This window comes from Streptomyces sp. W16, assembly GCF_033194735.1.
Taxonomy (GTDB): Bacteria; Actinomycetota; Actinomycetes; order Streptomycetales; family Streptomycetaceae; genus Streptomyces.
Genome location: NZ_JAWOAI010000238.1, coordinates 1 through 14,775, shown reverse-complemented (window position 1 = coordinate 14,775; position 14,775 = coordinate 1). Strand labels below are relative to the sequence as shown.

General features: G+C 68.8%; 16 protein-coding genes, 1 rRNA gene and 1 pseudogene. 14 read left to right on the top strand and 4 right to left on the bottom strand.

All coding sequences use genetic code 11. From position 1 onward, the window contains the following. From rrf to R6V09_RS28360, 5 genes are all read left to right on the top strand, one after another. A 5S ribosomal RNA gene (rrf, locus tag R6V09_RS54685) occupies positions 1-68 on the top strand; the annotation flags it as partial. A gap of 66 nt (positions 69-134) precedes the next feature. Then, positions 135-779, top strand: a complete 645-nt coding sequence (locus R6V09_RS28375) for an HAD family hydrolase (protein ID WP_317884282.1) — start codon at positions 135-137, stop codon at positions 777-779. Between the two features lie 68 nt (positions 780-847). Further along, on the top strand, positions 848-1,549 hold the full coding sequence (locus tag R6V09_RS28370; RefSeq protein ID WP_317884281.1) for a VC0807 family protein: 702 nt from the start codon (positions 848-850) through the stop codon (positions 1,547-1,549). 67 nt (positions 1,550-1,616) lie between these two features. Next, positions 1,617-2,828: an MFS transporter gene (locus tag R6V09_RS28365; protein WP_317884280.1), complete on the top strand. Its 1,212-nt coding sequence runs from the start codon at positions 1,617-1,619 to the stop codon at positions 2,826-2,828. Further along, positions 2,779-3,951 carry an acetoin utilization protein AcuC gene (locus R6V09_RS28360; protein WP_317884279.1) on the top strand — a complete coding sequence of 391 codons (1,173 nt, stop codon included), beginning with the start codon at positions 2,779-2,781 and terminating at the stop codon, positions 3,949-3,951. The genes R6V09_RS28365 and R6V09_RS28360 overlap by 50 nt, the downstream gene beginning before the upstream one ends. 220 nt (positions 3,952-4,171) lie before the next feature. Here R6V09_RS28360 and R6V09_RS28355 read toward each other — a convergent pair whose 3' ends face one another. Continuing rightward, positions 4,172-4,612: a spore-associated protein A gene (locus R6V09_RS28355; protein WP_317884278.1), complete on the bottom strand. Its 441-nt coding sequence runs from the start codon at positions 4,610-4,612 to the stop codon at positions 4,172-4,174. Positions 4,613-4,812: 200 nt separating this feature from the next. On the opposite strand from R6V09_RS28355, the gene R6V09_RS28350 reads away from it, so the two are divergent. From R6V09_RS28350 to R6V09_RS28325, 6 genes and pseudogenes are all read left to right on the top strand, one after another. Further along, a complete protein-coding gene (locus R6V09_RS28350) occupies positions 4,813-5,628 on the top strand; it encodes a phosphatase (RefSeq protein WP_317884277.1) in 816 nt (271 codons plus the stop codon). 139 nt (positions 5,629-5,767) lie between these two features. Further along, positions 5,768-5,980, top strand: a complete 213-nt coding sequence (locus tag R6V09_RS28345) for a helix-turn-helix domain-containing protein (protein ID WP_004984898.1) — start codon at positions 5,768-5,770, stop codon at positions 5,978-5,980. A gap of 111 nt (positions 5,981-6,091) precedes the next feature. Further along, on the top strand, positions 6,092-6,190 hold the full coding sequence (locus R6V09_RS28340; RefSeq protein ID WP_003948845.1) for a 30S ribosomal protein bS22: 99 nt from the start codon (positions 6,092-6,094) through the stop codon (positions 6,188-6,190). A gap of 161 nt (positions 6,191-6,351) precedes the next feature. Beyond that, the gene (locus tag R6V09_RS28335; RefSeq protein WP_317884276.1) at positions 6,352-7,413 is read left to right on the top strand and encodes an NAD-dependent epimerase/dehydratase family protein; all 1,062 of its coding nucleotides are present in this window, start codon (positions 6,352-6,354) and stop codon (positions 7,411-7,413) included. A gap of 14 nt (positions 7,414-7,427) precedes the next feature. Continuing rightward, a complete protein-coding gene (locus tag R6V09_RS28330; protein ID WP_317884275.1) occupies positions 7,428-8,507 on the top strand; it encodes a lysophospholipid acyltransferase family protein in 1,080 nt (359 codons plus the stop codon). Positions 8,508-8,677: 170 nt separating this feature from the next. Beyond that, positions 8,678-8,770 (top strand): annotated as a pseudogene (locus R6V09_RS28325) (glycerol acyltransferase); the annotation flags it as partial. 55 nt (positions 8,771-8,825) lie between these two features. Here R6V09_RS28325 and R6V09_RS28320 read toward each other — a convergent pair. From R6V09_RS28320 to R6V09_RS28310, 3 genes are all read right to left on the bottom strand, one after another. Next, positions 8,826-10,043: a DUF5667 domain-containing protein gene (locus R6V09_RS28320; RefSeq protein WP_317884274.1), complete on the bottom strand. Its 1,218-nt coding sequence runs from the start codon at positions 10,041-10,043 to the stop codon at positions 8,826-8,828. A gap of 235 nt (positions 10,044-10,278) precedes the next feature. Next, positions 10,279-11,052: an ECF subfamily RNA polymerase sigma factor, BldN family gene (locus R6V09_RS28315; protein WP_019075382.1), complete on the bottom strand. Its 774-nt coding sequence runs from the start codon at positions 11,050-11,052 to the stop codon at positions 10,279-10,281. 315 nt (positions 11,053-11,367) lie between these two features. Next, entirely contained in the window at positions 11,368-12,309 is a 942-nt protein-coding gene (locus R6V09_RS28310) for an HAD family hydrolase (RefSeq protein WP_262063525.1), read from the bottom strand. Between the two features lie 114 nt (positions 12,310-12,423). Between R6V09_RS28310 and R6V09_RS28305 the strand changes: the two genes are divergently transcribed. The 3 genes from R6V09_RS28305 to hemA all read left to right on the top strand — a co-directional run. Beyond that, a complete protein-coding gene (locus R6V09_RS28305) occupies positions 12,424-12,663 on the top strand; it encodes a glutaredoxin family protein (protein ID WP_317884273.1) in 240 nt (79 codons plus the stop codon). A 247-nt stretch (positions 12,664-12,910) separates the two neighbouring features. After that, positions 12,911-13,678 carry a redox-sensing transcriptional repressor Rex gene (locus R6V09_RS28300; protein WP_317884272.1) on the top strand — a complete coding sequence of 256 codons (768 nt, stop codon included), beginning with the start codon at positions 12,911-12,913 and terminating at the stop codon, positions 13,676-13,678. Next, positions 13,675-14,775, top strand: a 1,101-nt coding sequence (gene hemA / locus R6V09_RS28295; RefSeq protein ID WP_317884271.1) for a glutamyl-tRNA reductase, incomplete at its 3' end; no start/stop codon positions are given. The genes R6V09_RS28300 and hemA, both read left to right, overlap by 4 nt.

The following is a 14,775-nucleotide window of genomic DNA, read 5'->3' as shown; positions in this document are numbered from 1 at the left end:
AAGCTAAGCCTTACAGCGCCGATGGTACTGCAGGGGGGACCCTGTGGGAGAGTAGGACGCCGCCGAACAAATATTGCGAAAACCCCCGTACCGTTAATTCGGTACGGGGGTTTTCTGCGTTTAGGCTCAGCGGTATGCGCTACGACCTCGTGATCTTCGACAACGACGGTGTCCTCGTCGACAGTGAGCCCATCTCCAACAGGCTCCTGGCCGGCTATCTCACGGAGCTCGGGCACCCGACCTCGTACGAGGAGTCCCTTCGTGACTACATGGGCGCCGCGATGCACCGTGTCCACGATCTCGTCGAGGAGCGCACCGGGCAGCGGTTGCCGGACGACTTCGACGATGTCTTCCACGCGCGCGTGTTCGCCGCGTTCGAGCGGGAGTTGAAGCCGGTCGCCGGGGCCGTCGACGTGCTGGAGAGGCTGGTCGCGGACGGAGTGCCGTACTGCGTGGCGTCGTCCGGGAGTCATGCGCGGATTCGGACGGGGCACCGGGCGACGGGGCTGGACGAGTGGTTCGAGGAGGAGTGGGTCTTCAGCTCCGAGGACGTGGGGCGGGGGAAGCCGGCGCCGGATCTGTTCCTCCACGCGGCCGAGCGGATGGGCGTCGTACCGGAGAAGTGTGTGGTCGTAGAGGACAGTCCGTTGGGGGTGCGGGCTGCTGTGGCGGCCGGGATGGATGTGTACGGGTTCACCGCCATGACGCCTGCTGAGCGGCTTGTGGGGGCTACTCAACTCTTCGCTGATATGCGGGAGTTGCCTGACCTGCTCGTCTGACATTTGTCATGCCGAGGTCCGGACGATCGGTTCTACTGGGGGCCGGGTCCTCGCGGCAGTCTGAGGGCATGACGACGAACACGGGGTCCAAGAACAAGAAGCAGAGCTTCGCGCCGCTCCTCATGGACGTGGCGGTGCCGATCGGGTCGTACTACCTGCTGAAGAGCGGGTTCGGGATGAGCACTCTGGCGGCGCTCGGGTGGAGCAGTGTCGTGCCGGCGGTGCGGACCGTGTGGGGTGTTGTCGCGGAGCGGACGGTCAACGGCTTTGCCGCGCTGATCCTCTTCGTGAATGTCGTCGGGTTGTCGCTCAGTCTCGTCGCCGGTGATCCGCGGCTCATGCTCGCCAAGGACAGCGGGGTCAGCAGTGCCATCGGGATCGGGGTGCTGGTGTCGGTGGCGATGGGCAGGCCGATGATGACCGCCGGGATGAAGCCCTTCCTCGTGAAGGGGGACGCGGACCGGGAGGCCGCCTTCGAGCGGCTGTTGAGCGGGTCGGCGGCCTTTCAGCGGGCCGAGCGGCGGTTCTCGGTGGTGTGGGGTGTCGCGCTGCTCGGCGAGTGTGTCGCCAGGGTCGTCGGGGCGTACACGCTGCCCGTGGACACCATGGTGTGGCTGGGTACCGTCGTGATGGTCGGGACGATGGGTGTGGCGGCTGTCGTCAGTGGTGGTCTTGCGGCCGGGCCGATGGCGGACATGATCGCCGCCGAGCTGAAGGGCGGGGATGCCCCCGCACCTGCGGTTCTGCCCTCGCTGGCCGCCGTTCGGTAAAGGTGAGCCGAATTCATCTTTGGCTGGATCTACCCACGAGTACGCCGGGGCCCTTACGCTCGCCGCCATGACAGATGTGCTGCGGCGCGGTAGGGCCTCGTTGGCGTTCAGCTTCTTCGCTCAGGGCGCCACCTTCGCGCTGCTCGTGACGCGTATCCCCGCGATCCAGGACCGGTACGGGGTCTCGGACGGGCTGCTGCCCGTCTTCCTGGCCGCCGTGCCGATCCTCGCCGGCGTCGGGAGTGTGACCACCGAGCAGCTGGTGAAGCGAATACGGCCCAGTGTGCTGCTGCGCTGGTCCCAGCCCGTCGTGCTGCTGGCGCTGCTCGGGGTCGGGGCGGGCGACAGCATGGCCGAACTGGCTGTCGCGCTCGGTGCGTTCGGGCTCGGGGTGGGTGCGCTGGACGCCTCGATGAACATGCTCGGGGTGAGTCTGCAGCGGACGTACGGGCGCAGCATCATGCTCAGTTTCCATGCCGCGTACAGCCTGGGCGGGATCGTGGGGGCCTCGCTGGCGTGGGCGGGGGCGCACTGGCATCTCGCGCTGTGGGTGTCGTATCTGCCCGTGGTGGCGGTGTTGCTGCCGGCCACCTTTGTGGGGAGTCGGTGGTACGTCGACGGGGATGCGCCGGGTAGCGAGGCGGAGGGTGCCGAAGCCGGGCCGCTCGTTTTCAAGTTGCTGCTGCCGTTGTGCCTGGTGATGACCTTCGCCTATATCGGGGACTCGACCGTCTCCAACTGGAGCGCGAAGTATCTGAAGGACGTGCTGGGGAGTTCGGAGCAGGTGGCGACCGTTCCGTACAACGTCTACATGGTGATGTGCCTGGTCGGGCGGGGGATCGGGGACCTCGGGGTGCGGCGGTTCGGGGCCGTGGCCGTCGTGCGGCTGGGAGCGGTGGTGGCCGCGGTGGGGTTCGCGGTGGTGGCCGTGGCGCCCGGGGCCGGGGTCGGGATGCTCGGGTTCACGCTGCTGGGGCTCGGGCTGTGTGTGCTGGTGCCGCAGACCTTCGCGGCGGCCGGGCGGTTGTTCCCGGGGGCTTCGGATACGGCCATTGCCCGGCTCAATGTCTTCAACTACGTGGGGTTTCTGATCGGTTCGCCGTTGGTGGGGGCGCTGGGCGACGCGTGGAGCTACCGCGGGGCCATGCTCGTGCCGATGGTGTTGGTGCTGGTGACGTTGGTGTACGCCCGCTCGTTCGCGCCGCAGGAGGGCCGGTACGGTGACGGGCATGAGCGGGCGCGCACAGCTGATGTGGGACGAGGCAGTAACGGGCTATGACTTCGGCCGGGACCATCCGATGGACCCGGTCCGGCTCGCCCTGACCCGGAGACTCGTCGACGCCTTCGGGCTCGACAAGGACGTGGATGTGGTGGCGGCCAAGCCCGCCGGTGATTCGACGTTGCGGCTCGTTCACCGGGAGGACTACGTCGAGGCGGTGAAGGCCGCCTCGGCCGATCCGGATGCGGCGGACGGGGCGTACGGGCTGGGCACGATGGATGATCCTGCCTTTGCCGGGATGCATGAGGTGTCCGCGTTGATCGCGGGGCAGTCGGTGGGGGCGGCGGAAGCTGTGTGGGCGGGGGACGCGCTGCACGCCGTGAACTTCTCTGGTGGGTTGCATCACGCCATGCCGGGGGCTGCCTCCGGGTTCTGTATTTACAACGACGCCTCGCTCGCCATTGCCCGGCTGTTGGAGCTGGGGGCCGAGCGGGTCGCGTACGTCGATGTCGATGTGCATCACGGGGACGGGGTCCAGGCGGCGTTCTGGGAGGACCCCCGGGTGCTGACGATCTCCCTGCACGAGCATCCCCGGACGCTGTTCCCGCAGACCGGCTGGCCGGAGGAGACCGGGGCCGGGAAGGGGGAGGGCTCGGCGGTCAATGTGGCGCTGCCGGCCGGTACCGGGGACGCGGGGTGGCTGCGGGCCTTCCACGCCGTCGTACCCGAGTTGATCGCGGACTTCCGGCCGCAGGTGCTGGTGACTCAGCACGGGGCCGACACGCACTTCGAGGACCCGCTCGCGCATCTCGCCGTGTCGCTCGACGCGCAGCGGGCTGTGCAGGTCGCCTGTCATGAGCTGGCGCACGAGTACGCGGACGGGAAGTGGGTCGCGCTCGGCGGGGGTGGTTATGCCGTGGTGGAGGTGGTGCCGCGGTCCTGGACGCATCTCGTCGCGATCGCCGCGGGGCGGGAGATCTCGCCCGAGGCCGTGATCCCTGAGGGGTGGCGGCAGGAAGCGTTCGCGCGGACGCGGGAGTTGGGGCCGCAGCGGATGACGGATGGGCGGTGGCCGGTGGTCTACGCCGACTGGGAGTCGGGGTATGACCCCGCCGACCGTCTTGACCAGGCGGTTCTGGCTACTCGGCGGGCGGTGTTTCCGTTGCGGGGGTTGTTGGCTTAGGTCTCCGGTGGTTGTGCGGGTGGGGGCGGGTATCGCGAGGATTTTCGCCCCCGCCGCCCCTACCCGTCCCATCCCTGGGGGCTGCCGCCCCCAGACCCCCGCTTCGGCCTGGACGGCCTCGTCCTCAAACGCCGGACGGGCTGAGAGCGGCGGCCTGCGTTGAGAGGGGGCCGGACGGGCTGGATTTGCCCGTCCGGCGCTGGATGCGAGGCCTGGTGCGTCAGCCGCAGTGGCCGGAGTCGCCGCCCTTGGCCGTGCCGATGACGCCCTGCCACACGGCGCAGTAGCCGCGGGCGGACATGTAGACGGGGCCGGCGTACGACGTGTACTGGCCGCTGTCGACGACCGGGTTGTGCTCCTCGTCGATGTCGATGTTGAGCTCGACGGCCATGAAGATCTTCGCGCCCGGGGTGTTGCGGATGGTCACGGCGCAGTTCTTGCCGGTCGACTCGTTCCAGGTCAGGAAGACCTTGCCGACGTTGCCGACCGGCGTGGAGTCGATGACCTTGTAGCCGGTGCCGCAGGCGCCGTTGTAGGTGGCGGTGGCCGCTGCCGCCTTGGTGGTTGTGGCCGCCGAGGCCGGAGCCGTGGCGGCGACCGTGCCGCCGAGGGCCAGGACGGTGAGTGCGGCGGCGGTCGTGGTGCGACGGGACAGCTTCATGGTGGTGTTCCCCCAGTTGATGTTGCTGGTCAACTCGCTTGGGACGGTTGGTCGTTCCGTCCACGCAAGGTGAGACCCGGGAACCCGTACGACAGTTGTGGTCGCTTTTGTCACTGTCCTGTCACCGGTGTTACGCCAACGGTGCGGTGTTCCGGGCGTTCCCGCCGTGGGCGGTCCCCGCGTCCGTCACCATCGCTCCCGTGTTGAGCACCGGCGCGCTCCGCGCGCATCTGCTGGCCGCCCGGCTGGCCGGACCCGTGGCCACCTCGCGGGAGGAGAGCCTGCGGAGTTATCGGGCCTTCGCCGCTCGTGACCCCCGGGTGCTGATCGGACTCGATCCCGAATGGACATGGGGACAGCGGGACTTGATCGGTCTCATGGCCGACAAGTGCGGGGTTTCGGCCGACCCGAGACATGTTTCCGGGCATGATGTGATCGACCCGGAGCGGACCCTGACCGCTCTGGACGCCTTCGCCGACCGCCTGGGTGCGGTGGCTGAGCGCAACGGACCGGTGCTCCTCGGCACCGGACATCCGCACCGACTGCTCGGGTTCTACGCCGCGTTGGCGGACGCGCTGTCGGCGGCGGGATGTGCTGTTCTCACCTCCGCGCATGGTCGCTCTGTCGACATAACGACCCGGTTCGGTCTACGCACGTACAACCTTGCCTACGTACGAGGTGTCGCGCTCGTCCGCGATCCGGGCCCCGAACGCCCCGGTTGTGAGCCCGGCGCACACACGCACTCACCGCTCCCGGTTCGTACCGTGCTGAGTGCGGCGGCGGAGGCCGGCGGGGTGCTTCCGGAGCTGGTGATCGGGGACCATGGATGGGTCTGCGGAGCAGGTCAGCTGGGGTTCGAGGCCATTGGGCTCGCTGACACCGATGACCCCGCGCTGTTCGTGGGGGAGGCCGAGGGGTCGGTGTCCGTGGCAGTTCCACTTGATGACGCCGTGCGGTCCGATTACTACCGGCCGCTTACCCGCTACGTACTCAATCGAGCGTGTCTGTCACAGTAGGCCGCCGATGGCCGCCGATGGGTGCACCTCTTCCCCACTCGCATCACACGCCCCTACATTGGGGAGTGAGCACGCAACGACGAAGAGTCACCGGAAGGGGAAGCCGGTGACCGTCGAGTGCGGAAGGTTCAGGTGTGTCATGGCTGCAGCTGGCGAGAGGCCTCTGAACGAGGTTCAGTTCCTTACCGTGGCGGAAGTCGCCTCGGTGATGCGAGTGTCGAAGATGACCGTGTACCGATTGGTGCACAGCGGTCATCTGCCCGCTATCCGGGTGGGGCGGTCCTTCCGCGTCCCCGAGCAAGCGGTACACGAGTACCTTCGCGAGAGTTATGTGGGGGTGGAGACAGCCTGAGGCGATACCTCGATTACGACCTCAGCGCTCGGACGGGTAGGCTGGCCCCTTGTAGGTCGTATGGGCCCATGATGCCCAGCACCGAGTGATGAGAAGTGAGCGAGGGTAGTCGTGGGCTCTGTTATCAAGAAGCGGCGCAAGCGGATGGCTAAGAAGAAGCACCGCAAGCTGCTGAAGCGCACGCGCGTGCAGCGTCGTAACAAGAAGTAGGCGACGCGGCGCCGCAGATGCGTCTCCTGTGGCCCCCCACCGGTTTCCGGTGGGGGGCCACAGTTATGTTCCGGACTTTCGTGGGTCTGGCGGTCATCACAGCGCAACACCGAACCGCTAGGTTGGCCGCACACGGGTAACTCAGAAGGAAGGCGCTGATCTTGGGGAAGGTCGTGCTCGTGACCGGAGTGGCCCGTCAGCTGGGGGGCCGTTTCGTACGACGGATTCAGCGTGACCCACAGGTGGACCGGGTGATCGCCGTGGACGCGGTCCCGCCCGGGCATCACCTCGGGGGCGCGGAGTTCATCCAGGCCGACATCCGGCAGCCCACCATCGCGCGGGTGCTCGCCGAGTCGGGCGCCGACACGGTCGTCCACATGGACGTGACGGGCACCGCGCTGGGCAGCGGCAGCCGGACCACGGTCAAGGAGACCAACGTCATCGGCACGATGCAGCTCCTCGGCGCCTGCCAGAAGTCACCGGTCGTCAAGCGCCTGGTGGTGAAGTCCAGCACCAACGTCTACGGCTCCGCCCCGCGCGACCCGGCCGTCTTCACCGAGACGACCCCGCCGAAGTCCCTGCCGAGCGGCGGCTTCGCCAAGGACACCGTCGAGGTCGAAGGGTACGTACGAGGCTTCGCCCGGCGCCGGCCCGACGTCGCCGTGTGCGTGCTGCGGTTCGCCAACATCCTTGGTCCTACGGCGGATTCGCCGCTCGCTTCGTACTTCTCGCTGCCGGTCCTGCCGACCGTGTTCGGCTACGACCCGCGGCTGCAGTTCGTGCACGAGGACGACATGATCGAGGTCATGCGGATCGCCTCGCACGATCCGGACCGGGGCACGCTCAACAGCGGCACCTTCAACATCGCCGGGGACGGCGTCCTGCTGCTCTCCCAGTGCTCCCGGCGGCTGGGCCGCCCGACCGTGCCACTGCTGTTGCCGGCGGTCACCTGGGCCGGTTCCCTGGTGCGGACGCTGGGCATGACGGACTTCTCCCCGGAACAGATCCGGCTGCTCACCCACGGCCGGGTCGTGTCGACGGTGCAGATGCGCGAGACCCTGGGGTACCAGCCCAAGTACACGACCGCCGAGACCTTCGCGGACTTCGCGCGCGGTCAGGGTCCGGGGCTGCTGCCGCCGGAGGCCCTCGCGGGGGCCGTCGACCGGATCGCCGCGCTGTCCCGGCCGGACAGTGGCCACCCCCCGACGCCGAGCGCCAACTGAGGAGCGCATCAACGATGGCGGATGCCAAGGTCATTCCGTTCGACGACGACCGGTCCCGCGCGGGTGCCGTGCAGCGGCCACAGCGGCGCCGGAGCACGGGACACCGGCGCAAGAACGGCGAACCCGCGCTGGTCCGTGAGGTCCAGCCCCTGCCGGGCCGGGACTTCGCGCAGGATGATGTTCCTGTGACGCGTGAGGAACAAGAGCCGGAGCAGCCGCAGGACGAGGGCGGCCAGGTCGGTCAGAGCGGCCAGGGGGGCCTGGAGCGCCGTATCGCCCATGGCCTGTCCTTCCTGCGCCGCCGGCTGACCGGGGACTACGAGGTCGACGACTTCGGCTACGACGAGGAGCTGACCGACGAGGTCCTCATGCCGGCGCTGCGCCCGCTGTACGAGAAGTACTTCCGGGTCGAGGTGAAGGGCATCGAGAACATCCCGGCGGAGGGTGGCGCGTTGATCGTCGCCAACCACTCCGGGACGATTCCGCTGGACGGCGTGATGATGCAGATCGCCGTCCATGACAACCACCCCGCGAGTCGCCATCTCCGGCTTCTCGCGGCGGACCTGGTGTTCATGCTGCCGGTCGCCAACGAGCTGGCCCGCAAGGCCGGTCACACGCTCGCCTGCGCGGAGGACGCGGAACGGCTGCTGGGGCGCGGTGAACTGGTCGGGGTGATGCCGGAGGGCTTCAAGGGCATCGGCAAGCCGTTCAGCGAGCGCTACAAGCTCCAGCGCTTCGGGCGGGGCGGCTTCGTCTCGACGGCGCTGCGCAAGGGTGTGCCGATCATCCCGTGCTCGATCGTCGGGGCCGAGGAGATCTACCCGATGATCGGCAACTCCAAGACGCTGGCCCGGATCCTGGGCTTCCCGTACTTCCCGATCACGCCGACCTTCCCGTGGCTTGGCCCGCTCGGCGCGATCCCGCTGCCCACGAAGTGGACGATCCAGTTCGGCGAGCCGATCCCCACGGACGGCTATCCGCCGGAGGCGGCCGAGGACCCGATGCTCATGTTCAACCTCACCGACCAGGTGAGAGAACAGATCCAGCACACGCTGTACAAGCTGTTGGTGCAGCGGCGGTCGGTGTTCTTCTGAGGGCTGCGGCTTCTTCGCGGGCTGCGTCTGAGAAACCTGACGATTGCCTGGCCGCAACGGCAGGGCGCTCGGGGGCAGTGACTCGGCCAGCGTCGAGCCGACGGACGGAGTCCGGCGCAGCCGTGCGAAGCCCGCGGAGCGGTGCGAGGGCGGCAATGTAAATGGTCGCGATGCTGATGTTCAACCTCACCGACCAGGTGAGAGAACAGATCCAGCACACGCTGTACAAGCTGTTGGTGCAGCGGCGGTCGGTGTTCTTCTGAACATACGGCTGTGCGGCTACGAGGGAGTCCCCGTAGCCGCACAGGTCGTGACCGCCTAGTTGGCGTCCTCGCTGTCGATGCCCAAGCCGGGCAACAGGCCCGGCAGGAGCGGCGGAAGCGTGACGTCCGGTTCGGTGATTGAGGGCTTGCTGGTGGACGGGGAGGCCGTGCCGGAGGACTTCGGGGGGTCCAGGAGGCCGCCCGTGTTGCCGCCGAGGAGGCCGTCGCCGGTGGTGGCGGACTCGCTGGGGGTGCTGGAGTGGCTGGTCTCCGCGGAGCCGTCGGTCGTGCTCGGTGCCGTCGAGCGGTGGGAGCCCGTCGAGCCGGTGGACTCCGTGCCCGGAGCCCGGTGTCTGCCGGTGCCGCCGCCGGTTTTGGCCGGGGGCTGCGGAAGCAGTGACTGGAGCGGGGCGACCTCTTCGTCTATGGCGTCGAAGACCGAGGAGACCTGGTCGCTGACGTCGCCGAGCTGGACGGGGAGGCGGTCGCGCAGGGCGCCCCAGGCCTCGCGGTGCGAGCGGGAGAACGCGGAGAGGGCCTGGATGGGGCCCAGCGAGTTCGGGTCCTGCTCGTACGCCTCGTGCAGCAGGCGGTGGCCCTCGGACGCGTCGTGCGTCATCCCGGACAGCGTGCGGCGGATCTCGCCGAGCTGCTCGTGGTCGAGGTGGCCGCTTCGGTCCCGCTCGATCAGCCGGCGTGCCTCGCTCAGGCGGTTGGACGCCTGGTCGAGGTAGGCCACTCCGCGCTGGTCGTCGCCGTCGGACAGGTAGTTGAGCTTGAAGTCCTCGATGCCGCGCTTCAGGCCGTACAGCCCGTCGCCCGGCAGGGCGTCCGAGCTGGCGGCGGCGACTCCGCCGAAGGCTCCGGCGGCGACTCCGACGCTCAGGCCGCCGGCCGCGAGGCCCTTGGTGAGCCGGGACCGCGGTCGCAGTTTGCCCAGTCCGGTGGCCCGGTGGGTGCCCCGGGACCGGTGGGATCGCTGCTCCGGTACCGAAGGTTCTGGTGCCTCGCCTCCTTGCAGCATGGCCTCGAACGCGGCGACCAGCTGAGCCCGCTGGACGACCTTGACCTCGGGGTCCAGCACGGGTTTGGGCAGCTCGCCGAGACCGGTGGCGAAGGCCAGCATGCGGCCCCGCTCGGTCTGTTCCGCAGCAGCCGGGGCCGGTGCCGGTCCTTCGGACTGCTCGGCCGCCGTGCCCCGGTCGGACTGCTCCTCTTCCAGGGCCTGGGCGAAGGCGTTCGCCCGCCGGTGCGCCGATACGTTCGCGATCACTGGCGGCACCTCCTCTCGCGTCATGACGGTCGACTCCCCAGGGGGTCCTGAGGGTTGCACAGCCTGACCACATCCACACGATCGAGTGATCGGAGAGGGTCAGGGTGTGACCACAGGGAGCCTGTATCCCGCACAACGAGTGGCGCGGCACTTGGGTTACGGACGGCGGATGATCCGACCGCGAACTCAACGGACTTTCACTGAGCGCGAGTTGGGCGTTACCGAGCGTGTGCCGTCAGCGGGCGTCGTCCGGGAGGAGCCGGGCGAGAGTGCGCACGGCCCGGTACTGGAGGGTCTTGATCGCACCCTCGTTCTTGCCCATCACCCGGGCGGTCTCCGCGACGGAGAGGCCCTGGAGGAAGCGGAGCGTGACGCACTCCTGCTGCTGGGGGTTGAGCCGTCGTACGGCGTCGAGGAGGGCGGCGTTCGAGAGGGACTCCAGGACGGAGTCCTCGGGGGAGCGCGCGACCTCGTTGGCGTCGAGCATCTCGCCGGTGGTCACTTCCAGCCGGAAGCGGCTCGACTTGAAGTGGTCCGCCACGAGGTTGCGGGCGATGGTCACCAGCCAGGCGCCGAAGTCGCGGCCCTGCCAGGTGAAGGTGCCGATGCGGCGCAGGGCGCGCAGAAAGGTCTCGCTGGTGAGGTCCTCGGCGGTGGCTTTGCCTCCCACTCGGTAGTAGATGTACCGGTACACAGTGTCGCTGTACTGGTCGTAGAGGCGGCCGAAGGCGTCGGCTTCGCCGGCCTGGGCACGCTCCACGAGGTCCATCATCCGGGCGCTGTCGCTGTCAGCGGCCGGACGGCGTGCGGTGGCGGCGCCGGCCGAGCGCCCTCGTCTGCCCACCGCGGCGCCACCGTCGGCCAGTGCGTAGCACGGACCGACGGGTGCGGTGGTGGCGAAGGCGGCGGGGACGGCGTACGCGGTGGGGACGAAGCCGCGCAACAGGTCTTGGACCGTTGCGCGCAGCGTAGCCAGGCCCGAGGCGTCAACCCCGACGTGTGGGTACACGGGACTCCCAGAGGCAGAGCTTCCATCACGTGCAGTACCGGAACGTTCACCCGTCGTAGCGACAGAGAGGTGCCGGATTGCGTCTGAGGAGAATAACGCTTCGTGCAGGCGCTGCTACACCCAGTTGCTCAAATCATCGATTACGTCGCTTCTGTAACCGATTGACGCTCGATCAAGTACCGCAGAGTGAACGGTTGTTGATCAGAACAGTCCGAATTCAGTCAGGGAGCAGGGCGTGTTGTGGCCGTGTGCAGCCAACGTGACTGGACAGGGGGTTACGCGGGTACGTTCCGTGGATTGGCTGTGTTTACCGCGTCACCGGCGTCGGCGATGCAATGCGATCGCCGCGGCCGTGCCGCCCGCCACCGCGCCCACGCCGGCCGCCGCCGGGATGCCGACCTTGGCCGCCTTGCGGGCCGTTCGGTAGTCGCGCAGCCGCCAGTCCAGCTGTCGCGCGTGCTTGCGCAGCTTGGCGTCCGGGTTGATGGCGTAGGGGTGCCCGACCAGCGAGAGCATCGGGATGTCGTTGTGCGAGTCGCTGTACGCGGCGCACCGGGAGAGGTCCAGGCCCTCCGCCGCGGCGAGCGCCTTGACCGCCTCCGCCTTCGCGGGGCCGTGCAGCGGTTCGCCGACCAACTTGCCGGTGTAGACGCCGTCGACGGACTCGGCGACCGTGCCGAGCGCGCCGGTGAGGCCGAGGCGGCGGGCGATCACGTTGGCGATCTCCACCGGGGCCGCTGTGACGAGCCACACCTTCTGGCCCGCGGCGAGGTGCGCCTCGGCGAGGGCGCGGGTGCCGGGCCAGATGCGCTCGGCCATGTACTCGTCGTAGATCTCCTCACCGATCGACTGGAGTTCGGCGACGCGGTGGCCCTTGACGATGGACAGCGCGGAGTCGCGCGCCTCCTGCATGTGCTCGGGGTCCTCGGAGCCGGCGAGCCTGAACCAGGCCTGCTGCCAGGCGAACTTGAGGAGGTCGCGGGTCTCGAAGAACTTCCGTTTGTGCAGGCCGCGGCCGAAGTGGAAGATCGACGCGCCCTGCATGACGGTGTTGTCGAGGTCGAAGAAGGCGGCTGCTCTGTCGTCGCCGAGGACCGGGAACTCCGGTTCCTGCGTTGCTTCTTTCGCGAGGGCGTCCTCTATGTCCTGGACATCCTGCGACGACTTGCGCGCTGCCTCCGCAGAGGCCTCGCCTGCCAACACGCTCCGCGCCGTGGCGGAGCGCCTACGGGGAGTGAGCCATCCGAGAGCGGCCATGTCGTGAGCATAGCCAGTTTGTTCGGTGGTTCCGGAGCCGAGAGGTTCGGAGGCTGTGAACTCTCCGCGACCGGGCCGTTAAAGAAGTGCACCGGTGGCGCGAGAATGGTGTGCATGAGTCATCTCGTCACCCTCATCCGCAAGCCCGGCTGTCATCTCTGCGAGGACGCGCAGCTCGTCGTGGAGAAGGTCTGCGCCGACCTCGGGGTCCCCTGGGAGGAGAAGGACATCACCGAGGACCAGCGACTGCACGACGAGTACTGGGAGCAGATTCCGGTCGTCCTGATCGATGGGAAACAGCACACCTTCTGGCGGGTGGACGAGGGCCGGCTGCGCCGGGAACTGACCAAGTAGTTCAATGCGCACCCGAACGTCGCTTAGGATCGACGGCGGTTTGGTCTCGGGGGCGGGAATTACGAGGAGTGTGGCGGTTTTGCCCCCTGGAATACGCCTGGGACGCCTGTGCGTGACCCCGGTCACGTTGCCCGGGCAAATCGGACACCATCTTTGTGCACGCGTTCACAAAGACATAGCCTGCTTTCGACGGGGCGGTCTGGGTTCGTGTGACCGCCCACAGCCCCGCTCTACCCGCAGGAGCACCGTGGCAACTGGCCGAACTCACCGACCGGCGACCCGCAGCCGAGGGATTCCCGAGGCCACCGTCGCCCGTCTCCCGCTGTACCTCCGCGCGCTGACCGGACTCTCGGAGCGCTCGGTACCCACGGTCTCCTCCGAGGAGCTCGCCGCCGCCGCGGGCGTCAACTCCGCGAAGCTGCGCAAGGACTTCTCCTACCTCGGCTCCTACGGCACCCGTGGTGTGGGCTACGACGTCGAGTACCTCGTCTACCAGATCTCCCGCGAACTGGGCCTGACCCAGGACTGGCCGGTCGTGATCGTCGGTATCGGAAACCTCGGCGCCGCCCTCGCCAACTACGGCGGGTTCGCCTCCCGCGGCTTCCGCGTCGCCGCCCTCATCGACGCCGATCCGGCGATGGCCGGCAAGCCCGTCGCGGGCATCCCGGTGCAGCACTCGGACGAGCTGGAAAAGATCATCAGCGACAACGGCGTCTCGATCGGCGTCATCGCCACCCCCGCCGGTGCCGCCCAGCCGGTGTGCGACCGCCTCGTGGCCGCCGGTGTGACCTCCATCCTGAACTTCGCGCCGACCGTGCTGACCGTCCCGGACGGCGTCGACGTCCGCAAGGTCGACCTCTCCATCGAGCTGCAGATCCTCGCCTTCCACGAGCAGCGCAAGGCCGGCGAGGAGGCCGCCGCCGCAGCCGACGGCGCGCACCCGGCCGCCACACGCCGTGGCGACTCCACCGAGCAGGGCCCTGACGGGGACGTCCCCGCCGTGATGCCGGCATGAGTCTTCTCGTCGTCGGGCTGAGCCACCGCAGCGCGCCGGTCAGTGTCCTGGAGCGGGCCACGCTCAACGCGGACGCCCAGATCAAACTGCTGCAGGACACGGTCGCCGCCGAACCGGCCACCGAGGCCGCGGTGTTGGCCACCTGCAACCGCATCGAGCTCTATGCCGACGTGGACAAGTTCCACGCGGGCGTCGCCGAACTGTCCACGCTGCTGGCCCAGCACAGCGGCGTCGGCCTGGACGAGCTCACTCCTTATCTCTACGTGCACTACGAGGACCGGGCCGTCCACCACCTCTTCTCGGTGGCCTGCGGCCTCGACTCGATGGTGGTCGGTGAGGGCCAGATCCTCGGCCAGATCAAGGACTCGCTGGCCAAGGCGCAGGAACTGCACTCCGCCGGGCGGCTGTTGAACGACCTGTTCCAGCAGGCTCTGCGCGTCGGCAAGCGCGCCCACTCCGAGACCGGCATCGACCGCGCGGGCCAGTCCCTGGTCACCTTCGGCCTTCAGCAGCTCTCCTCCGGTACGCCGGTGGAGGCCTGGGCGAAGGGGAAACGCGCCCTGGTCATCGGCGCCGGCTCCATGTCGTCGCTGGCCGCCGCGACCCTCGCCCGCGCCGGCGTCGCCGAGATCGTCGTCGCCAACCGCACCTCCGACCGCGCCGAGCGGCTCGCCCAGATCATCACCGAGAGCCCCGAAACGGACGTGTCGGCCCGCGCGGTACCGATGGAGTCGGTGCCGTTCGAGCTGACACGTGCCGATGTCGCCGTGTCCTGCACGGGCGCGACGGGGCTGGTCCTGACGGCCGAGACGGTCGCGGGGTCGGTCGAGGGCCGGGTGTCGCAGGACGCGGCGGTCGGTCGTACGGCGGTGCAGGACGACGTACGCGAAGAACTTCCGCCGACCTCCGTCGGGGCCGAGGACGGCTGTCCGCTGGACCTCTCCGCGGTGCAGGCGGCGACCGGCTTCTCCGTGCTGGGGGAGGCCGCCGTGGCCGGCATGGACGCGGCGACGCTGGAGCAGCACGCGGCCTGGGCCGGCGGCACGGCCGTCGACCGGCGTGAGGCGGCCCGTCGTACGCCCGAGGCCGAGGCGGAG